Here is a 21,420-nt window from a genome sequence, read left to right on the forward strand (position 1 = left end):
TTATTTAAATAAAATATTTAGGTCCATTCCTTTACCCGAATCTAGTAATGTAACCCACTCACCGTTAGGTTTTGTCACCACAGTCATGCCATTTCCTCTAAAGATATTATATACCTCTGAATTTTTATTTAACGTGCCCTGACCTACAAATTTAACTGTTCCATCATCAATCATTTTTCCAATGTCAGCTAAAAATCTAGGGCCATCTTCTTTAAGTTTTGAATACTTTGTACCAAGGGCATTTTCAAGAATTTTTTTATGATCTAAAAAGTGACTCTTGAAGTTTTTTCCTGCTGTAATGTTTATACAAGGACCTGTATTATGAACCCAAATCCCAAGGTCGGAGACAAAGTACGTATGGAACTCGTCAACGGTCATATTGTACACCGTTACTTGCTTGTGCAACAATTCGATGCTGTCTATCTTGAGTGTATTCCCGTTACTCTGAACAAGCAAGTCTCCAACCTTAAGGTCTTTAACATACGTCCATCCCTTGCCCTCTACCCAAAACGGATGGTTATAGGTCGATTCAATGACTTGATCGCCCACATGAATTTGATAAATCTCATCCGTTTCATGGTTAAACGTAGCAGTAACCTCTTTATAAGCCAGCTCACCAGTCGTCTCATCCTTCGAGAGAACCATATCTCCGACTTCAATGTCTTCGATATCCTTCTCCCCTTCGTCTGTGGATACTTTTGTACCCCTTGTAAAGCAATTACATTCTTTTACAGCATTCTTTATAACGCCTTTAAAGGCACCTTTTACTGCACCTTTAACGATCCCACCTGCACCACCAAGTGAATCTATAATTGCACCAGTTTGCTCATCTTCTCTAACACTGTCCTGGGTTAAAAGATGATCAAAATAAAGAACATCACCATAAGGTTTTCCATTTCTAAATTCCCTCTCACCATTGTGTAAGGAATCGTCTGAATACCCTTCCCCCCAATACCTTAATCCTTTACTCCCATCTGTTCCGTCATCACACCCACCAGCATGGGACCATAATCCATCAACAGAGGTACACCAATGCCCAGTTGGGTCAACGTTACTCAGTGGATTGTTATGCACATAGGTATACAAGTTCAAACTGAGTGGATTTGTAATATCGCCTTCATACGTATCCTTATTTATAAATCTTCCAGTACTTGGATCATAATATCTCGATTTAAGGTAATAAAGACCAGTTTCAGGGTCAAACACTTCTCCAGCATATTTGAATGAATTTGAGACCCCCTCACTCTGATTTAAGATATTGCCCCATTCATCATAAGCATAGTTGTTGACAACATTTCCATTTTTATCAACTATTTGGACAACATCACCATGACCATTATATAAATAATAGTAATCGTTGTTATTTGTCCTATCCTTTTTTACAAGGACCTTGTTATGTCCCCAAACATACTCGGCTTTTGGGGAATTGGAAACATTCGTCTCCAAGATCAACTTTCCTTCTGTGCTATAATTGTAATTCGTCACCTGACCATCATGAAGTTTTTTTCGCAGTCTCAATCCACTAGGATCGTATTGAAATATAGTTTTATTACCATATTGATCTATGGACTCTAAGAGCTGGTTATATTCGTTGTATCTGTATTCTACCTTACTGTTATTCAAAATGTTATTATCATCTTTTAATGTTTTTCTATTTCCTCTTACATCATAAGTATAGTACTCCTTTTCCCCATTAGGCTTAATTACTTCACTTAATCTATTTAATTGGTCATAGTTATATATCGTAGTTCCAAAATCATCAGTTATTGCTTTTATATTTCCATTTTTATCGTACTGGTAAGCGTAATTAGATATTTTCTGTGTTCCTTTAAGGTTTGTTACATTCCTTAGACGATTAATTTTGTCATAACTATATTCTGATTTTAAAAATGTACCGTCATTCAGTTTAGGGAAAGTAACTGACTTAATTTTCCCATCCGGAAAATAATCATAAACAATATTAGAATTTTCACTTGAATCTTCAACATTGCTACCATTCGTTTGTATCTTTTTTAACATGCTTGCCTCATACTTGTATTTAGTATATGAGCCAAGTGCTGGTTCAATGCCTGTTATTCTACCAATTTTATCATAATAACTATAATTTAACGTAAGCAAATAGTTGCCGTAATCCTCATGGTAGTTACCAATAGAATTAATTTGACCGTTAGCATTATATCCATATAGTACAAGTCTAATAGCATCCGGCAATGAATTGTCATACATTTCAATACCCTCTACTCCGAAGGGAGTACTGGTGAAATAATGCTTGAATTCAGTTGAATTCCCTTTTACAGAAGTCAACCTACTCCATTGGTCATAAGTATTTTTTAATATTACCTGATTAGGGTCCCTACTTTCTTCAACTAAACCAGTTGAATCAATCTTGTAAAAGTCGGTTAAAGAAGCAGCATCAATACTCTTAGTAGTTCTACCGAGTTCATCGTAATCTTTAGTTACTGTCCAACTATCTTTATCATCTTTTTGAGTTATTGTTTTAAGGTTTCCTAGTGTTGTGTATGAGTAATCAATTGTGTTAATGGGGTCCGTTATGTGTGCAATCCTATTTAATGAATCGTAGGAGTATTGTTTCTTATTCCCCATAGGGTCAATATACATTACCATATTACCTGATATATCATACTTATAAGACTCCGTAATTGCATCGGATCTATCAGGCCAATTAGGATATGCTTCCCGACTTGAAACTCTACCCAAGTTGTCAATATATGTTTCTAGGACATTCTCCTTGAAGTTATTATCCTTACTCTGCTGGTAAGGTTCGATATTGGATTTGGACAAAAAGAAACTTGTAGTCTTTTGTGAAGTCATGTCATATTCTATCTTGTATATATTTCCTAGCGGGTCTGTCCATTCGGAACGATTGCCCCAAGAATCGTAACTATATGTCTGACTATTTCCCTCAGCATCCACTTGAAAGATTGGTCTCATAAAAGAATCATAATTATACTGATATTCATCAATCCAATATCCTTCCCAGTAATCCCAAAGAGAAGACATTATTAAGTTTCCACTTGAGTTAAAATACTGCTCTCTTTCATTATATTTTCGAGAGGTATTATCACTCTTATCAGTAATCAATGTATAAGAGTAAATCTTGTTTGTTAGTAGGTACTTGTTGTTAACATTAAATTTGTCATTTGTAGTACCCGTAGAATATTCATATATTTCCTTTGCTTCGTATGAAGGATTACCACCGACCATGTCAAAATTCGGATGATCTTTTGACATTAGTCGCCCAAGTTTATCATATTTATATTTGAATGTATTACCCTTACTATCTGTTTCCGTAGAAACTAGCCCTAGCAATAAATTATATGATTTCGTTGCTGAGACATTCTTTATATTGCCATCATTATCGGTATAACTTGTCAGAATATTTGTAGGGTATGCTCTTCGTGTTTCTTCACCAAAAATAATTTTACTCTTTGCAATCTTTCCATTTTCAAGTTTCCTAGTTACCTCTACAACATTACCCTCAGGCGCCTGTGAATAATTATATTCTGTAACTTCACTATTGGCATTAGTGCTAACCTTTATTCTTCCGAGGTTATCATACAAATAACTTTCACTTAATTGAACTTCGTTACTCTGATACCATATTTTTTTCTCTGGAAATTTAAAATTTGCATCATATTTATAAGTTGTTGTGTGTCGAGATTTTATTGTATCATCGCTGAATTGCTCAGCAGTCAAAGGTTGAGTTTCTGTTTCGATTTTCCCTATATCATTATACGTGTATCCAATAAATAAATTTCTAATATTAGTATTATCTTTTTTTTCAATTTTCTCTATTTTGGTTGGTAAATAATTAAAGCTCGGATGAAATTCTAGATTTTTAGTTAGTATACTTTCACCGTTCTGCGAAAAAATTTCTGAACTTACTATTTGTTTTTTTCCATTCGAAATAACTTTGTTTCTAATTCCGTTAGAGGTACGAGATTCAAAACTGAATGTATAACTATCTGGCACAGTTTCCTCTACATTATGGGTAGGGTAGCCAGTATAATCTCCTTCGTAGTAGTAGTTTACATGGTTTAAATCACCAGTAAAGTAACTTTGATTTGAATTATTCTCATAATTATATCTTCTTTCTTGAGAATATCTTTGTTTTACACGATAAGCTGTAAATGCCCCAGTAGGCCCGAGGTTCCTATTTACTGGCTCATACTCATAATTATCTTTAGAATGGGGATTTATTATGCTGACCAGTGAAACCAATGCAGTATTAGCATAATTACTTAAATCTTTAGTATCATACCGGAATTTAACTGTATCGTATTTATACTGATATTCGGTATTTATTCCCTCGGCGTCTGTTACAGCAGCTAGTATTGGCTCTTTTGATTCTTGAGTAAGATTGTTTGGATCTTTATAGTTAACTGAGACTCTTCCCTTAGTATATTTAATGGATAAGTTCTCAGATACAGTAGGATCACTTACTTTAACTACTATATCTTCTCCATCGAATGTAGCGTCATTTATTGAATTTTCATAAGTAAAATCAATTGTTCGCCCTATACTATCCACTATTTTTGATATAACCGGATGAGATGTTTCCCCAATCTGCCTCATAACATGATTAAACTTGATTTCGTTTCCAAACCTATCTTTTATACCAATTAATCTTCCATCCTCAGAAAAGTAGTACTTTTTATGCTCATTCATATTGTTAAATGTGTATTTTGAGTTAACCTCACCATTTGAATAACTTCCGTTATCTTCTATAAATTGAACATTTTTACCTTGATATTTTTCCAAATTACTATCGGATAAATCATCTGTAAAATTAACTTTGTAGGCTGCTCCAGCGCCATCATGAAAGAACAAATACTTAGTACTTTCATTTTGTTCAATTTGTACCGAAGGAAACGCAAACGACCAACCAATACCGAGATCAAAGCGAGTTCTAAGGTAGTTTTGTTTCCCTAATTCATTTAACGTTGAAGTGGTATATTGGGTAACCGTCTGAGTTTCACGATCAAGATAATAATTAAATAGAATGTCGTTGGGGTTATTGGAGTTTTTAAACCTTTCTCCTATCTCTCTAGCATAAATCGGATCGCTAAATTTGCTAGAAGTTGAATACCAATAATTGCCTGGAACATTATAAAATATCATTATTAGAAACCAATCATTAGTGTATTCAATTGATGATGAACTAGTTGCGTTAACTTGTACTTTTTTTGTTCCTAATTCCGCCTGATTGGACTGATATATTCTGGTAATTGGCAAGTCAAGACCATCCTTACCTGGCAGAAAAATATCTGTCTCTTTTATTGTTAATGTACCCGTTTGAGGATCTACATTCTCTACCACCTGATTATTATCAGCTAAAAAAGGTTTATTTGATTGGTTTACTGTTTGAGGAGCAACAAAGTTGTTTAGCACACCTTCTAAATCTTTAATATTAACTTCAGCAAATGAAGGCTTAACTAAACTTAAAGACATTAATAGTGTAATTGTAAGAACAAAACTCATTTTAATTAAACTATTCATTTGTTTTATTTTTATCTCCTTTGATCTTGTTCTGTGCTTCCTTAAACCCTTGATATAATTCATCATTTGACTTTCCAGTGACTTCAGCTAATTTTTCAATTTTTTGTTTTAGTTTTTCATCAATCGGATTAGCATCTTTTTTCTTCGAAATATTTTTATTTTCAGAAACATTCATTTCTTCATTCTTCTTTTTATCAAGTTTATATAGTCCTTCATATCCAGAATTCTTATACTCTTTAATAATTTCCTCTATTGTTAAAGACGAATTTATTAAGTTATCGTAATAGGAGAGCAAACCTAATTTTTCTTTAGGTGAGAAGTTCTTTTCAAACTCCAACTTTTCTGCAACCTCCGGATGTGCCTTAACTAGTTTTTCCAGATTTTCTTTTGTACTTGATTCAACACTTTCTTTCTCAATATCTTCCCAATTTTTGTTGTTTTCCATTTTCTCATGTAACAATTCTTTTGGATCAGCCATAATTTTATTTCCTAGGGCATCTGCCTTGATAATATCCTCTAATGAATGGCCGCTTTCTATTAAAGATTTAACATCTTCTTGGTTGAAATTAAAATTATCTTTACTTTCTTTCGGTTTCTCAGAATTTACTAATTGATTTTCTCCAGATGAATTTGACTCTACGTTCTTTAATTCATTGATATCTACTAATGGTTCTTGTTTAATCTTAATCTCATTCCGTACTGAAGGTATCATTTCTTTTTTCTCATTTAAGTAATCCAATATTTTTCTTCCGTTTCCGGAAGCAACACTGGTAAACATGGTCGCCATAAGACTGCAGGATAAAATAATGCATATTATTTTATTTCTTTTTCTCATTGATACATATTCTCCTTTAAATTATGCAGTCAGGGATTAACCACTGAGCACAAAGTTATTATTTACGGATTTCGTAATTCTTTTTTCAGAAGGTTTCCATTGTTGTCGTAATAGAAATCCAGAATCTCTCCACTACGCAGCCTAATATAGTCTAGACGTCCAGAACGGTCATAAAAGTACTCATAATAATTTGTCAGAACGATGACATTAAATGATCCAACCATCTGGCTGTTCCCCGACTTGTCATAAGCATAAACATGAATGATATATTTACCTTGCTCATTCTTATGCTGATTTAAATAAACCTTTGTTGACCAATCGCCATTACTAAGAATAGAGCCATCATGCCATATTAGATCATCCTGCCCACTTGACTCCGTCCAGGTAGCAAACTTTACACTATCAACGCCTGTACCTAAATCACTTACCCCTTCTGCAAGCAACTCAAAGTAACCGCCGTCTGTAAACGGAACCTCACTTGGACCACTTATTTTATTTGCTGTAGGTGCTAAAATATCATTAGTTGTTACATTAACCGAATTACTTGGATTAGACAGATTGCCCGCAGCATCATTGGCCCTTACAGTAAAAGTATAATTCGTATATGACACTAATCCCTCAATGGTAAAAGTTGTATTAGCTGTTGTACCTACAAGGCTATTTCCATTATATATAGAGTATCCTGTTACTCCGACATTATCTGTGGAACCATTCCAAGCTAAGGTTACACTTGTTCCAGTTTTACTCTTTACAGATATATTAGCGGGAATAGTAGGCGGGACTGCTTCATGCGTCGATACGTTAACTACATTACTTGAAACAGATTCATTTCCTGCCGCATCCCTAGCTCTTATAGAAAAGTTATACGCAGTCAATCCAGATAAACCTGTGACTGTGTAATTGAGATTAGAGGTATTCCCAATAAAAGTTGTTCCATTATAAATATAGTAACTTATAACACCAATATTATCAGTTGAAGGCTTCCAAGCCAGCGAAACACTAGTTCCCGTCTTATCAGTAACTACTAAATTCTGCGGTGATGTTGGAGGAGTAGACTCATCTGTTGTTACCTTTAGAATATTACTCGATGTTGATAAGTTTCCGAAAGCATCCTTAGCTTTGACACTAAAACTATATGTCGTCAATCCATTTAACCCTGTTACTTTATAATACGTTCCAGACGATGACCCGATATAGTTTGAATCATTGTATATATTATAGCCTGTGACACCTACATTATCGGTTGAACTACTCCACTTTAATGTAACAGTTGTACCCGTTTTACCATCTAATCCTAGATTGGCTGGAGCTGATGGAGGCGTTGTTTCATTAGTCTTAACATTCAACACATTGCTTGATATAGAACGATTTCCTGCTGCATCTCTGGCAACCACTGAGAAATTATAACTCGTATTTTCAGTCAATCCTGTAATTAAATAAGACGTATTTGTAGCTGATCCTATTAAGTTAGTTCCACGATATATATCATACCCGGTAACACCTACGTTATCTGTGGAAGAACTCCATTTTATTGTGACAGAGTTTGCTGTCTTACTTGAAAGAACAAGATTGATAGGCGTTGAAGGCGCTTCTGTATCGGGGGTAGATAATGTCGCTACACTCAAAGCACTGCTAGCCGGTGATATATTTCCAGCGGCATCCTTCGCCTTCACAGTGAAGCTGTAAGTGGTATTTGCTGCTAATCCTGTCACTGTATATGTGGTTCCTGTTGCCACTCCTACTAGTGTTGTACCCCGATATACTTCATAACCACTTACCCCTACATTATCCGTTGAAGCGTTCCAGCCTAGTGTGATGCTGTTACTAGTTTTGTTTGTTGCAATAATATTACTTGGCACCGTTGGTGCTGTAGTATCCGTACTACCCGATTCAAGCTTGATGACATCATATCCCAGCTTGTAATCTGTACTGCTTGTATTTTTCCCCGTTACTGTAAATCGGATTACCTTTATACCTGGGGTTGCAAAGGTTATACTTCCAAAGTCCGCTTCCTGGAACTGTGCTGCACTACTGTATAGATCCAGTGGTGACCCTTGCTCTTTTCCGTCCACTGTTAATTTGACTATTCCTCGGTTATCCCCAGTCCGATAGACCGTCTTCAGCTTATAGGTGCCTGCTTGCGGTACGTTTACCTCATATTCAACATAATCGCCTATTGTATTAGAGTTGTAATACTCCCACTTTCCACCGCTTGCCGTTTCAGTCGTATAGGTGGTTGTCAGTTTACCTGAATCGCGTTGAACTAAATCCTCGATCTCAAAGGAATAGCTCTGTCCTACAGTCGTTACACTCAAAGCACTGCTAGCCGGTGATATATTTCCAGCGGCATCCTTCGCCTTCACAGTGAAGCTGTACGTGGTATTTGCTGCTAATCCTGTCACTGTATATGTGGTTCCCGTTGCCACTCCTACTAGTGTTGTACCCCGATATACTTCATAACCACTTACCCCTACATTATCCGTTGAAGCGTTCCAGCCTAGTGTGATGCTGTTACTAGTTTTGTTTGTTGCAATAATATTACTTGGCACCGTTGGTGCTGTAGTATCCGTACTACCCGATTCAAGCTTGATGACATCATATCCCAGCTTGTAATCTGTACTGCTTGTATTTTTCCCCGTTACTGTAAATCGGATTACCTTTATACCTGGGGTTGCAAAGGTTATACTTCCAAAGTCCGCTTCCTGGAACTGTGCTGCACTACTGTATAGATCCAGTGGTGACCCTTGCTCTTTTCCGTCCACTGTTAATTTGACTATTCCTCGGTTATCCCCAGTCCGATAGACCGTCTTCAGCTTATAGGTGCCTGCTTGCGGTACGTTTACCTCATATTCAACATAATCGCCTATTGTATTAGAGTTGTAATACTCCCACTTTCCACCGCTTGCCGTTTCAGTCGTATAGGTGGTTGTCAGTTTACCTGAATCGCGTTGAACTAAATCCTCGATCTCAAAGGAATAGCTCTGTCCTACAGTCGTTACACTCAAAGCACTGCTAGCCGGTGATATATTTCCAGCGGCATCCTTCGCCTTCACAGTGAAGCTGTACGTGGTATTTGCTGCTAATCCTGTCACTGTATATGTGGTTCCCGTTGCCACTCCTACTAGTGTTGTACCCCGATATACTTCATAGCCACTTACCCCTACATTATCCGTTGAAGCGTTCCAGCCTAGTGTGATGCTGTTACTAGTTTTGTTTGTTGCAATAATATTACTTGGCACCGTTGGTGCTGTAGTATCCGTACTACCCGATTCAAGCTTGATGACATCATATCCCAGCTTGTAATCTGTACTGCTTGTATTTTTCCCCGTTACTGTAAATCGGATTACCTTTATACCTGGGGCTGCAAAGGTTATACTTCCAAAGTCCGCTTCCTGGAACTGTGCTGCACTACTGTATAGATCCAGTGGTGACCCTTGCTCTTTTCCGTCCACTGTTAATTTGACTATTCCTCGGTTATCCCCAGTCCGATAGACCGTCTTCAGCTTATAGGTGCCTGCTTGCGGTACGTTTACCTCATATTCAACATAATCGCCTATTGTATTAGAGTTGTAATACTCCCACTTTCCACCGCTTGCCGTTTCAGTCGTATAGGTGGTTGTCAGTTTACCTGAATCGCGTTGAACTAAATCCTCGATCTCAAAGGAAAATAAAGAAGTAGTGGAGGCTATAGTGAATGACGGTTGTATCACATTAGTTCCACTTACACCAGTATCTATATTTATCACATTGCTGCCCTCAGAAGTATTACCCACCTCATTGATTGCTTTAAGGAAAAAAGAGTATGCCGTTGATTCTTTTAATCCTACAACAGTATACGTATTACCAGTAACAGTTCCAATATTTTGATTGTTTTGGAATACACTATACCCTTTCACATTGCTGTCATTTGATTGTTCCCATATTAATGTAACGGATGAATTCGTAATTTCTGAGAAATCTAAATTTTGGGGAGGCCTGGGTGCTTGAGAATCTGTAGCATGAACAAAAGTAATGGGATTGCTAAATCCAGAAGCAATGTAAACAATTAAAGATAGTATTAAAAACTGATAAAATTTTTTTCTTCTACAACTCATCGATCTTCCTCCATATTCAGTAACGTTTAATAAATAAATTCAATTCTCACTCAGAAAAACATAGATCACCTCATCGTTCAATGTGTAAGCAGAATCTTACTTCCAATCTTTCGACAACAACCTTTAACATTATATATGCTATAAGATGTTTCTCATGTCGTTATTCGCTGTCGATTTATAGAATTTAATATAGGATTAATAACCAAATTCCTAATATTCCCTTGGAATTTTAAAATAAAAATAATATATACAGGTAATTAGACCTGAATTATAAGGTTTTAATTATTATATTTTTCATGTTTCAATAAAAAACGAGTAATTATAACTACGTTTTTTACTGTTAAGTACCTTTGCGAGTGGTCCTTTCCATAAACGGGAAAAGAGAGGAAGACATATTGCATATGGTTTTCAGGAATGACTTGATCTGCTGGGTAAAGCAGAAGCCCTGTGCCTACAAAGTACGGATTGCTGTTTATGCGGCAATATCCAAGAAATTCGGCTTTTTTATGTCAATTCGCTTTCCGTTCTATCGTTGTGTGGATGCCTTTTCCTCCCACGCGCACTGTGCCATTCTTTACATCTGAGTACAAACTGATGGTAATTCAATGAGTTAAACGACCCGACCGGAGCGCACGGATAAACGTTTCAGGCACAAATCTCCGCATCTGTTTTCTACCCAACCAAAGAACAAGAATCGCGGTAAATCTCCGTCTGGCAGTCTTCGATCAGACCTGGCAAGCAAGGGTTTAGATATTACACCACTAACCGGGATGGCTATCGTGAATATAAGTCTAACCAAAGCCATTGCATAACTTGTCCGCACTTGAGACCTGCCCCTATCCAAAACACACGAGCTTAGCCGGTTACCGGTCAGAAAATTATCTGTATCGGTGCAAACGATGAGCGAAGATTCCCAGATACCAAAGAGTTCCATAGGCCTTGCTACTGCCGGTTTCGGATTATGGAAAAAGTCGAGGGGCAGGCGTTGATGACCGTAACTGCATAGAACATAAAGAAAATCGCCGCCACTTAGCCAAGAAGGCAAAGTAGCGGCGATTGCAGTTTAAATCCTCTTTATAGGGAACCTAGAGGCGAATTCTAAAACAAAAAGCTAAGAAGTCCGATTACAGCTTAGTCTCCCGTAAAATCTTAATTTACTTATTTTGTAAGGGCTACACTGGTACTTTGGGAGATCCGTTGAACTTCAGGAAAGCTTTCTCTAATTAGTTATGTTCTTAAATTTAGATCTAACACCTTCAACTACTTTTTTATACTTCTCATCATTCGCATAGAGTGTTTTTTGGAATTCATCTGTATCATCTAGGTTTACCTTACCGTAGTAGACAGAATGAATCCAGTAAGCTTGTCTTTCTTCCGACCAATTTAAAAATAGTACGTATTTGGAATTCTCTTTTAAAGGCTCATATTTTTCAGCTGAAACTAACGTTTTACCGGGTATTACTCCATTATCAACATAATGGAATGGTTCAATTATATTAATAACTTTATTTAACGTCTTATTGGCCTCGTTTTTATAAACCTTGTTTATCTTTACTTCACGTTGCATATATGTTTCTTGGTAGTTACCAGCTGTAGTAATCTGTTTTTCAATTATATTTTTTGTTACATTTACTTCAACGATTAGGCTTGTGTCTTTAGACAATTGATCAATATCATCATATGTAATCATATCGTATGATACATTATGTTCTTTACCTGTGACTTTATTGTCTAACGCTGCATTTACGCTGAAAGCTCCACCGAAGCATACTGCACATATACTAGCAATAACAACAATTTTTTTTGATTTCATGTATGATCGCCCACCTTTAATTAGTATTTTTGGCTGAGATGGTCAGCATCTAAAGTTGTTGGATACTGAAGGGGAATTTGACCCTGCATCATCCAATGAGAACCAGTATGAGCACTAGAACCAACGACGAGGTTAAATTCATCCAAGCATAGTGCATGACCAGTTTCATGGCCAGTAGTTTTATAACGAACAGCATTAGCAACATTCTGGGCATCCATGTTGCCATCATCAATACGAACTCTTGCTAAATTAAAGTTAGAACCGTCACGGACACTTGTCCATGCTACTTGACTTCCATTCCTCATCCAATAGTCTGTTGCTCCACCAACACCCGATGGTAGTTCTTTCTGCGTAACATAGTATTTTATCTGAGCACTTGCTGGATCAGTTATTTGCCAGAGATTGGCATTGGAAGAACTTACCGCACTCCACTGGACAGCTGCATTTCTAACATGATCAGTATAACCATAAGTACTAACGGAAGAATCAACCCAATATTGAAATGAGGGCGCATTGGTATTACTTCCAGTGAATATATGAATTTTACCATAATCGGCGTAAGCTGCCCCTGTTGCTAATAATGTAGCCCCCATAAGTGTTAAAGCCAAAGATTTTGCTATCTTTCTCTTCATGAATTACACTCCTCTATATGTCTCTTGTTCCTAGCTAGCTAGAGAAATGTAACAGATAATTTTAATATTTTAAATAGGAGTATCGGCTTATTTGTAATATTTATACTCCATTTCAAAAAGCAGTTTTTATCATATTATTTTATGCTAGAATTTTGTAGAATTCACTGTTAAGAATTAGACAACCGAATTTAGAGGTCAGTCAGGGTCGATTTTCCAATTTGGTACGATTAAGATGAGAACTGGCCAGACCTGGAGCACTTTTTGTTTTGATGGATTGTCTAGCTAAGTGCGACACCTCATCCATGAAGGCTTCGTGAGCTGAGCGCCACCCGAGACATTTTCGTGGGCGATGATTGATCAGATCGATGGCTTCTGCCAACTCTTCATCCGTAACCGTGGCCAGATCATAACCTTTGGGGAAAAATTCCCGTAGAAGTCCATTTGCATTCTCATTAGAGCCTCGCTGCCAAGAAGAGTAGGGATCTGCGAAATAAACCTTAATGTTATGATGGTGCTCAAGCATAACAGGCGAACTCTTTTCCCCGATCGGTTGTTGCCGTCTGAAAGGTTCCCTGCGGATATTGGCTCACAGCCACCCCAAAGGCCACCTCCATCGAATGTGCCGTACAATCCGGCATTTTTATAGCGAGGTAGCGACATGTCTTTCGCTCGACGAACGTAGCTGCGCAGGCCTTACTGTTTCCTCGACTGGAGACCACGGTATCGATCTCCCAATGTCCGAAGGTTGTACGTTTGCGCACTTCTTTGGGGCGCTGGTGGATCGACGTCCCGACCAGAAACCTTCCCCTTGTTTCCCGGGGTTGCCGCCGCTTTCCTTTATGACGCAATACATCTGTCTCTGAAACTGACAGCCGGCGGTCATAGAGCCATCTGTAGATCGTCTTAAAGCAAACCAATGGCTTTCCTTCGCATCTGCGTCTTTCGGCGATCTGCTCGGGTGACCAGGTTTGTTCTAATTTCTCTTGCACCTCTGCTGCAAGCTCCGAAGTAAATTTGCCCGCCGGTACACTAGCCATTCTTCGTTTGTGATACGCATTTTGGGCTGGCTGGGCAACGTAACATTGGTATCCGGACAAACGTCTATCCTTTCTGATGACCCAAGAAGGCGAGGCCGTTCAAAAACAGATCGAGGACGAACTTGTCCAGGCTGACAATTATGCTGCTGCCGTGCGGAGGCATTTTGAGACCGTGAATGCCGAAGACTTCAAGCTGTTCGGCTTCGATGATGAAACCGTAGAAGCGCTGCGCGGGCTGCTGACCGCGGACTCGTTCTTCGAGGGCGGCGCCGATGTCGACACCTTCAAGTCCCTGACCGGCCTCGATGATTTCAGCTGGATGCGGTATGAACGCATGGAGAACTACGAGGAGCAGGTCGAGTACATCTAAATCGTTTACAACTGATTGTTTATCTTCCGAACAAACTGCGGTAAGCTTAAGGAAAGGAGGAGATGCACATGTTAACACGCAAAGTAGGACGGCTCGGCCACGAGAGCTCCGTCGTCATGTTCGGGGCGGCCAGTCTGGGCAATGTCTCGCAGGAGGAAGCGGACGCTTCCATCGCACATGCGCTGGAGAACGGCGTCAACCACTTCGACACCGCCGCCAGCTACGGGGATGCCGAGCTGCGGATGGGCCCGTGGATGCCGAAGATCCGGAAGCAGATCTTTCTCGCGACGAAGACCGGCGAGCGCACGAAGGATAAGGCCAAGGCCGAGATTCACCGCTCGCTGGAGCGGCTGCAGACGGATTACCTCGACCTCATCCAGCTTCACGCCGTCGGCGATCTCGGCGAGCTTGATGCCTGTACGCGCTCCGGCGGCGCGCTCGAGGCGCTGCTCGAAGCCCGCGACGAAGGCCTGGTCGGCGCCATCGGCATCACAGGCCACGGCCACGGCGCGCCGGCGACGCATTTGGAAGCGCTTCGCCGCTTCCCGTTCGACACCGTGCTGCTGCCGCTGAACTACTACTTGTACTCGCTGCCCGAGTACAAGGAAGGCTTCGATCGGCTGGCCCAGGAAGCCGATCGGCAGAACACCGCCGTGCGCGTCATCAAGGCGGTCGCCAAGGGCCCGTGGGCCCCGGACCAGCAGCGTGACTTCGCCACGTGGTACGAGCCCTTCCACCAGCAGGAGGTCCTCGACGCGTGCGTGCACTTCGTGCTCTCGCTCCCTTCGGTGGTCGGCTTCGCGACAGCCGGCGATGTGCACCTCTTCCCGAAGATCGTGGATGCGGCGCAGCGCTTCGGCAGCATGACGGACGAAGAGGCCCGGCGTATCCTCTCCGGGATCACTGGATACGCCTCGCCGTTTGACGCTCCAACGTCGATCGCTTAGCGTCCGGCTTACAGCAGCAGCGCAGGGATGCCCCCAGCCGTTATGGCGGGGGCATCCCTTTTATGGTGATTAGCCGGCCGGCCTCTCGTGATCCTTTTCTACCTTCTACTGCCCGTTCGGCCCGAACCGCTATTTGTACAGTGGATGCTCGCCCAAACACTTCCCCCCTTTACGATCACTCCGCTGCTTCCCGCCCGCTCCCCCTCCTTCCCCCGATAACCCTGCACAGCAAAGAAGCCGCACCGCGACTCGAAGAAACGCGGGCAGCTCTTTTATTCACTCTATGGCGGTTAACGCCGATTAATTCACGGTACTCAGATGGAAATGATCCGCGTGATCGGCGCGCACGACGATTTTGGAGCTGGTCAGGCCATGCTTCGTATAGAACAGCACCTGCGATACATTCGGGTTCGCTACTGCGATCTCCAGGAACTTTTTCTCCTGGTCTGCCGTCATCCCGGAGTTGCGGACATCCACCGACTTCCCGTCCTGATGGCTGCTGTGCTCAGGCGTATCGGCGCCGTCGATCAGGCTGGCGTCGTTGATCTCGAGCTTTTTGGCGTAAGTGCCGTAGAAGCTTGCCGCGACCTGATCCAGCGTCGTCTTCGCCGAAGGCGTCACGAAGCTGTGATCGAGCTTGTAGGTACCGTCATTCGAGAGTCCGGTCGCCGTATCATTGTAGTTCGTATAATGGGATGTATTCTTGATCCGCACGTACCCCTTCGGCGAAGAACCGATGGCCCCGTGCATCGCATTGCGGCTTGCTGCCCCGTAGATTCCGTCGGCCGTCAGACCCTTGTTACGCTGAAACACGATCAGGTTGTCCTTCGTCGCCTGGTCGAAGGTGCTGTTCGTGCTCGTAATCGGCGCTACGCCGGTGAAGAGGCTCTCATTGCTGCCGTACGCGCGCCAGGCCCGCAGGTTGTTCTTCAGCACCGCAATCTGGGAATGCGTCTGTCCGAGGGAATAAGAAGACTGGTAGCTCACACCGTAGAAACTGTTCGAAGACGCCGTCCCTACAGCCGCCACATTGGCGTGCCCCGCTGCCGCGAAGGCACCGGACACCATCGATACAGACATTGCAGCCGTCAATGCAAACGCTGTCATAAACTTCTTGTTCATTCTCCTCATCTACCTCCGATACTGGAATGGTTGGTGCAGCGAGTGGGGTAAGTATGTTAGTCGAATGGCTTTGGTCCCCTGCGGACACGTGCCTTACGCGAATCTACAAATGACGATTCTATCGGGCACAATTCGAATTCTATCATATTGAATACTATGGATAAATATCTAATATTGTCACATTATGTAAAGTTATAATTAAATCATAGAGTGCAGTGGAGTGAGTTTCTCCCGATGGCAGGATCGGTTCCCCTTGCTTGGTTATTGCCAGCCGCTTTCGGTACGATTTCAACGCTCTACCCTACCGTCCCCCTATCCCAAGGGCTTCGGCATCCTTACCTTTCCGGTGCGCCATGGTTCATGCCAAAAAGGCCCTCCTCAGCAGGAGAGCCCCTTGGACACTTGCTTATCTTAACTCCACTTTGACGCTGCTCAGCTCATCCTGCATCGCACTTCTGCGCGGATAGAGGGCTTTCAGCGTGCCCACGCAATGTCTGGCCGCTTCTACTCCCCCCGCTTTAGCCAGCATGCTGATCATCCGGCACACATTCCGGTAGTTGCTGCGATTGCTGGCGGTCTCCGCCGTTTTCATAATATTGCCCGTAAACAGCTTGTAGACTTCCTCCGGATACTCAGAGACCAGCTGCGGATAGTATTGCTCTATTAAGGCCGGCTTGCGCGATACATAGTCCAGCAGCCTGGCCGTTTCTTGTTCCTCGATCAGGATTCGGGGATACGGATCGTAATAAGCGAAGCGCCCGGAATGTGCGAGCCGCGGGAGCAGCTCCGGGTACACCCTTTTCCACTCCTCCGGTGTATAGGCCGACTTCAGCTCCAGGTAATAGTCATAGTCACCGTCCAGCAGCAGCTCCTCCGCGAGCTTCCGCTGCTCCTCCAGCTGTCCTGCAGCATGGTAAGCCTCGTGTCGAAGCTTCTTCCAGTGCGTAACGATCCCTGGGCGGCTGCGCTCCGTATCGAGCTGCTCCCCGTCCAGCGCCAGCCGGATCGCCTCCTCGTAATCGCCCCGGCCCATCGCCTGCTGGATAGCCCTCTCCCGGAAGCCGGTATGTTCCAGCCGTCCCTGCACGAAGGTCTCTGCCTGCGCCTCTCCCTGCAGCCTGGTCATGATCTCCAGCCGCATCAGGTCGATGTGCTCGTTCCAATATTTGCGGCTCCATTCGGTAACTCCTTGGTTCTCCCCCAGCACTTCCAGCAGCTCTTCAAAAGCCTCCTACCGTTCCGGCCCATCCACCAGCTTGGCACACACATCCAGAATCTCAATGCGCCAATCCGACCAGTCGTCGTACTGCTCCTTGGCCGCTTCCTCAAGCAGAAGCTCGAACAGCGCACCGCGTTCAACACTTCCATCGAGATCCTCGTCTAGTACGGCCTCCGCGATCACTCCCAGACTCTCGTCCAGGAGGGGACTTATGTATCCGCCGGAGTCATCACACTCCTGGATGAACTCGATCAGTTCCTCCATGATGCACAGCGCCAGCCGGACGGCCTGCATCGCAGCCCCCTTCTGAAGCTCCCGCTGCGCCTTCTCCAGCACCATCTCCGCACCGCGTACCGCGCTGGATACCCGACCGTAGGTCACGAATCCGTCCCGCTGCCTCTGATTATCAATATGCGACCGAATCAGCCGCCTGCTCTGTTCCACCGCACTGTCGACATCGTCCCGGCCCAGATGCAGCCGGATCCGCTCCTCTACGCCTGCATCGCGCGCCAGGATCATCAGGAGATCGACCAGTTCCTCCTGCCTGCAGCCCGAGAGCAGCGTCTTCAAATCAGCCTGCTTCCCGGTTCCTGATGAACTTTTGGATACACCGCCTCCCTGTGCCCCCAGCATGTCCCGAAGCTCATACAGCACAGCCACCTGATGCTTACATACCGGCCCCAGATCGTACGGGCAGGTGCAGTCCCAATCGACCACCGTACCCCCGTCGTTTAACTCGATCTCCACCTCGTAGTACTCGCTGCCTTCCACCCTGGCAGTATAGCGGTTCGTTTTTGTTTCGCGCAGCGACATGACACAATCATCTTCAAAGTACTCTAGCCCTCGGCTTACAATCCTCCCGTCGACGGAGTGCTCAAAATTCGCAAGATTCATTCGCTCATCTCCCCCGTCCTCCGTACTTTATCTACTACACTCACCTCGAAGCCCTCGGATTCCAGCCAGTCGATGACCGCTTCCCGGTTCTTCTCCTCCTCGTAGGCGTACCACTTCTGCTGCACTTCCGGATATTCGGCCAGCTTGTCCTTGAACCGCCGGAATACCCCTTTACGTCCTTCCAGGGCCAGCAGCAGCGCTTCTCTCGCCGGTCCGGCGCCTACCTTATAGGCAAAATCCTCCATACGCTCGTACCCATCACGTGAACTGCGTTCGGGAATACCCAGGTATCTCTCCTCCGGGTGGAGATCTTCGTCCACCTCATCTTCTCCGCCTGCTTCGTCGTCGAATTCCCCCTCTTCCTCTTCGTCCCATTCGTAATCATCCGGACTCTTGGTGTCGATCTCACCTGTTACGACATCGTAATAGAACCTTTCGCCGAGGTGGTCCGTCTCCATAAACATGCTGATCTGTTCGATTTGCTGCAGGGTAAGCTCAAGCTTTCTCATGGGGGCACTGCTCCTTATTCAATATCATTCCTATGCTATTATCTTAGCACGGGCCGGACCTACATTGAACTGCCCATCATGGGGTGTGCTCCCCAGCCCGCCAGCCTATGGGTTATACATCCTCTCTTCATAGCAAAAAGACAGCCCGCTGCCCCAGCGAACTGCCTCTCCCCCGCGTCCCTACTTCACCCGAGCCTCCATCCGAGCCTCCATCCGGGCCAAAATCTTACTCAGCGTATACGTCAGGATCAGATAGATGAACGCCGCAGCAAGATACGGCTCCCACACCCGGTAATACTGGCCGCGCATCGCGTTGCTCCAGTACATGAGCTCCGGCGCCGCGATGATCGCCACGAGCGACGAGTCCTTGATGAGCACCACGAACTCGTTCCCGAAGGCCGGCAGCATGCGCCTCACCGCCTGCGGCAGAATGATATGCCGCATCGTCTGCGCCTTCGTCATCCCCGACGAGTACGCCGCCTCGAACTGGCCCCGGTCGATGGACTGGATGCCCGCCCGGTAGATTTCGGCCGTATAGGCCGCGCAGTTCAATGACAGCGCCGCGATCGCCGCCACGATCGGGTTCGTCTTCCCGATCATCAGCGGCACCGCGCCGAAGTGTACGATGAGAATCTGCACGTACAGCGGCGTCCCGCGGAAGAAGTGAATATACGCCTTGGCCGGCACACGCAGGAGCCACTGCCCCGACATCCGGCCGAAGCCGATCACGAGCCCGAACAGCGAGCCGATCAGGATCGAGAGCAGGGACAGCCCGATCGTCAGGAGGACTCCTTTGCCCAGCAGCGGCGCATAGCCCAAGATGATATCGAATCGAAAATCCATCGCAAGGTGCCTCCCCGGTCGTCACAATGGCAAGTAGGTAACATTCCCTTTTCTATCCTCTAGGTTCGTCCTGCCCCTAAGAAGAAAAAGCATGCACAGCGGCCAAGCTGCACATGCTCCCCCACGGCCTTACTTCGCTGCCGCCTCCAGCAGCTTCTTCACATTCGGCTCCTCGCCGAACCACTTCTTGTACACCTCGGCGAACTTGCCGTTCTCGAGCACCTTCTTCACCGCCGGGTCCAGCTTCGCCTTCAGCTCGCTGCCCTTCGGATACAGGATGCCGTAGTATTCGGCCTCGAAGTTCTTCTCGTCGCGGACGCTCTGGAACTTCTTGCCCGGGTTGTTCTTGATATACTCCCGCACGATCGCGATATCGGCCACCACCGCCTCTACGCCGCCCGACTCCAGCTCCATCAAGGCCAGCGCATTGCTCTCGAACCGCTTCAGATCCGTGCTGTCCTTGCCTAAGATCCCGCTCATGATCGTATCCGCCGTCGTCGCGCCCTGCACCGCCACCTTCTTGCCCTTGAGGTCCTCCGCACTCTTCACCGTGCTGCCTTCCTTCAAGAGAATCATGTTCGTCGACTCAAAGTAAGGGATCGAGTAATCGTAGGTTTGCTTCCGCTCATCCGTGATCGACACCGAGGAGATGCCCGCCTGGTACTCTTTGCCCTGCTTCACGCTCTCCAGCATCGTATCCCAGCCCACATTCGTGACCTCATATTTCAAGCCCGCTTCCTTCATTACCTCTGCCAAGAAATCGATATCGAAGCCGGTTATCTTGTCTTTATCCATATACTCCATCGGCGCGTAGCTGGCATCCGTCGCGATCTTGTACGTCACTTCCCCGCCGGCCGCCCCCGATCCGGTGCTGGTTCCGCTTCCCGGTGCCGCACTTTCGGTCCCACAAGCTGCCGTGAACAGGAAGGTCGTTAACGTCATTAATGTTAACACGATTTTCAATCTCATCCGGCCAACTCCTCGCAAAATAGAATAAATTTATCATGATTCTACCAACAAATCCGGAGAGTGGCAACGATATTTTTAACTTGTGTTATTTTATATGACATACTATTCATGTTGTTAACGCTTTACTACAAAAGGCTGAAGAAGAGCAATGGGAGCTTTATGGACGCCTTGTTTTCCTTTTATTGGATCTGTTTTAATAGATAGAGAGGGATAGACTGCCAGCGGATTTGTTCAAAAGACATCCCCCCCGAAGCATCGACCAAGGATTGGAGGAGATGTACCTGTGGAATTAGCCCTAAGCGCAGCACTGCTTATTGCCCTCTACGCCGCCTATGCCATTGGATTGTTCCTTCTGTTGAGGTGGATCGCCCGCAAGCTGTCGCTCCGCCGCTCCACCCAGCTGTTCTGGGCGGCCGCCGCGGCAGCGGGACTGCTGGGATATGTGATATACAGCGGGTATCGGCTGCGCGGATTTCAAGTGGAGCTGCTGCATGTCCTCCTGGCGGCGGCGCTCGTGAATCTGTTCGTGCACGCATTCAGGGCACGCCAAAGCGAAAAGGCCGCCGATGAGCATCGGTAGCCTAAGATTTGAGGGAGGCAGCGGCCTCCCTTTATT

Annotated in this window: 14 protein-coding genes and 1 pseudogene; 3 read left to right on the forward strand and 12 right to left on the reverse strand. The window is 44.4% G+C overall.

The window, feature by feature from the left end:
• The 6 genes and pseudogenes from ACP26L_RS31855 to ACP26L_RS31880 all read right to left on the reverse strand — a co-directional run.
• Window positions 1-5,586, reverse strand: a complete 5,586-nt coding sequence (locus ACP26L_RS31855; protein ID WP_426449618.1) for a polymorphic toxin-type HINT domain-containing protein — start codon at window positions 5,584-5,586, stop codon at window positions 1-3.
• Window positions 5,513-6,355 carry a hypothetical protein gene (locus tag ACP26L_RS31860; RefSeq protein WP_426449619.1) on the reverse strand — a complete coding sequence of 281 codons (843 nt, stop codon included), beginning with the start codon at window positions 6,353-6,355 and terminating at the stop codon, window positions 5,513-5,515. Before ACP26L_RS31860 ends, ACP26L_RS31855 begins: the two co-directional genes overlap by 74 nt.
• A gap of 62 nt (window positions 6,356-6,417) precedes the next feature.
• Window positions 6,418-10,449, reverse strand: a complete 4,032-nt coding sequence (locus ACP26L_RS31865; RefSeq protein WP_426449620.1) for a fibronectin type III domain-containing protein — start codon at window positions 10,447-10,449, stop codon at window positions 6,418-6,420.
• 1,219 nt (window positions 10,450-11,668) lie between these two features.
• Complete coding sequence (locus ACP26L_RS31870; RefSeq protein WP_426449621.1) at window positions 11,669-12,262, reverse strand: hypothetical protein; 594 nt, start codon at window positions 12,260-12,262, stop codon at window positions 11,669-11,671.
• Between the two features lie 20 nt (window positions 12,263-12,282).
• Window positions 12,283-12,894, reverse strand: a complete 612-nt coding sequence (locus ACP26L_RS31875) for a hypothetical protein (protein WP_426449622.1) — start codon at window positions 12,892-12,894, stop codon at window positions 12,283-12,285.
• A 280-nt stretch (window positions 12,895-13,174) separates the two neighbouring features.
• Window positions 13,175-13,973, reverse strand: a pseudogene (locus ACP26L_RS31880) (IS30 family transposase); the annotation flags it as partial.
• A gap of 34 nt (window positions 13,974-14,007) precedes the next feature.
• Here ACP26L_RS31880 and ACP26L_RS31885 point away from each other — a divergent pair.
• A complete protein-coding gene (locus tag ACP26L_RS31885; protein WP_426449623.1) occupies window positions 14,008-14,301 on the forward strand; it encodes a hypothetical protein in 294 nt (97 codons plus the stop codon).
• A 68-nt stretch (window positions 14,302-14,369) separates the two neighbouring features.
• Window positions 14,370-15,248, forward strand: coding sequence for an aldo/keto reductase (locus ACP26L_RS31890; RefSeq protein ID WP_426449624.1), 879 nt, complete (start codon window positions 14,370-14,372; stop codon window positions 15,246-15,248).
• Window positions 15,249-15,548: 300 nt separating this feature from the next.
• Here the strand turns inward: ACP26L_RS31890 and ACP26L_RS31895 are convergent, their stop codons facing one another.
• From ACP26L_RS31895 to ACP26L_RS31920, 6 genes are all read right to left on the reverse strand, one after another.
• Window positions 15,549-16,370 (reverse strand): peptidoglycan-binding protein, encoded by an 822-nt coding sequence (locus tag ACP26L_RS31895; protein ID WP_426449625.1) that lies wholly within the window; start codon window positions 16,368-16,370, stop codon window positions 15,549-15,551.
• Window positions 16,371-16,776: 406 nt separating this feature from the next.
• Complete coding sequence (locus tag ACP26L_RS31900) at window positions 16,777-17,577, reverse strand: hypothetical protein (RefSeq protein ID WP_426449626.1); 801 nt, start codon at window positions 17,575-17,577, stop codon at window positions 16,777-16,779.
• 24 nt (window positions 17,578-17,601) lie between these two features.
• A complete protein-coding gene (locus ACP26L_RS31905) occupies window positions 17,602-18,402 on the reverse strand; it encodes an SWIM zinc finger family protein (RefSeq protein ID WP_426449627.1) in 801 nt (266 codons plus the stop codon).
• 77 nt (window positions 18,403-18,479) lie between these two features.
• The gene (locus tag ACP26L_RS31910; RefSeq protein ID WP_426449628.1) at window positions 18,480-18,992 is read right to left on the reverse strand and encodes a UPF0158 family protein; all 513 of its coding nucleotides are present in this window, start codon (window positions 18,990-18,992) and stop codon (window positions 18,480-18,482) included.
• Window positions 18,993-19,172: 180 nt separating this feature from the next.
• Window positions 19,173-19,835 carry an amino acid ABC transporter permease gene (locus ACP26L_RS31915; protein WP_426449629.1) on the reverse strand — a complete coding sequence of 221 codons (663 nt, stop codon included), beginning with the start codon at window positions 19,833-19,835 and terminating at the stop codon, window positions 19,173-19,175.
• 129 nt (window positions 19,836-19,964) lie between these two features.
• Window positions 19,965-20,804: a basic amino acid ABC transporter substrate-binding protein gene (locus ACP26L_RS31920; RefSeq protein ID WP_426449630.1), complete on the reverse strand. Its 840-nt coding sequence runs from the start codon at window positions 20,802-20,804 to the stop codon at window positions 19,965-19,967.
• A 283-nt stretch (window positions 20,805-21,087) separates the two neighbouring features.
• On the opposite strand from ACP26L_RS31920, the gene ACP26L_RS31925 reads away from it, so the two are divergent.
• On the forward strand, window positions 21,088-21,384 hold the full coding sequence (locus ACP26L_RS31925) for a hypothetical protein (RefSeq protein WP_426449631.1): 297 nt from the start codon (window positions 21,088-21,090) through the stop codon (window positions 21,382-21,384).
• Window positions 21,385-21,420 lie beyond the last annotated feature (36 nt).

Source organism: Paenibacillus sp. S-38 (assembly GCF_049942825.1).
Lineage (GTDB): Bacteria > Bacillota > Bacilli > Paenibacillales > NBRC-103111 > Paenibacillus_G.

Coding starts and splice junctions, on each gene's coding strand:
- ACP26L_RS31855 (WP_426449618.1), bottom strand. CDS start 5,586: ATGATGAATTATATCAAGGGTTTAAGGAAGCACAGAACAAGATCAAAG.
- ACP26L_RS31860 (WP_426449619.1), bottom strand. CDS start 6,355: ATGAGAAAAAGAAATAAAATAATATGCATTATTTTATCCTGCAGTCTT.
- ACP26L_RS31865 (WP_426449620.1), bottom strand. CDS start 10,449: ATGAGTTGTAGAAGAAAAAAATTTTATCAGTTTTTAATACTATCTTTA.
- ACP26L_RS31870 (WP_426449621.1), bottom strand. CDS start 12,262: ATGAAATCAAAAAAAATTGTTGTTATTGCTAGTATATGTGCAGTATGC.
- ACP26L_RS31875 (WP_426449622.1), bottom strand. CDS start 12,894: ATGAAGAGAAAGATAGCAAAATCTTTGGCTTTAACACTTATGGGGGCT.
- ACP26L_RS31885 (WP_426449623.1), top strand. CDS start 14,008: ATGACCCAAGAAGGCGAGGCCGTTCAAAAACAGATCGAGGACGAACTT.
- ACP26L_RS31890 (WP_426449624.1), top strand. CDS start 14,370: ATGTTAACACGCAAAGTAGGACGGCTCGGCCACGAGAGCTCCGTCGTC.
- ACP26L_RS31895 (WP_426449625.1), bottom strand. CDS start 16,370: ATGAACAAGAAGTTTATGACAGCGTTTGCATTGACGGCTGCAATGTCT.
- ACP26L_RS31905 (WP_426449627.1), bottom strand. CDS start 18,402: ATGTCGCTGCGCGAAACAAAAACGAACCGCTATACTGCCAGGGTGGAA.
- ACP26L_RS31910 (WP_426449628.1), bottom strand. CDS start 18,992: ATGAGAAAGCTTGAGCTTACCCTGCAGCAAATCGAACAGATCAGCATG.
- ACP26L_RS31915 (WP_426449629.1), bottom strand. CDS start 19,835: ATGGATTTTCGATTCGATATCATCTTGGGCTATGCGCCGCTGCTGGGC.
- ACP26L_RS31920 (WP_426449630.1), bottom strand. CDS start 20,804: ATGAGATTGAAAATCGTGTTAACATTAATGACGTTAACGACCTTCCTG.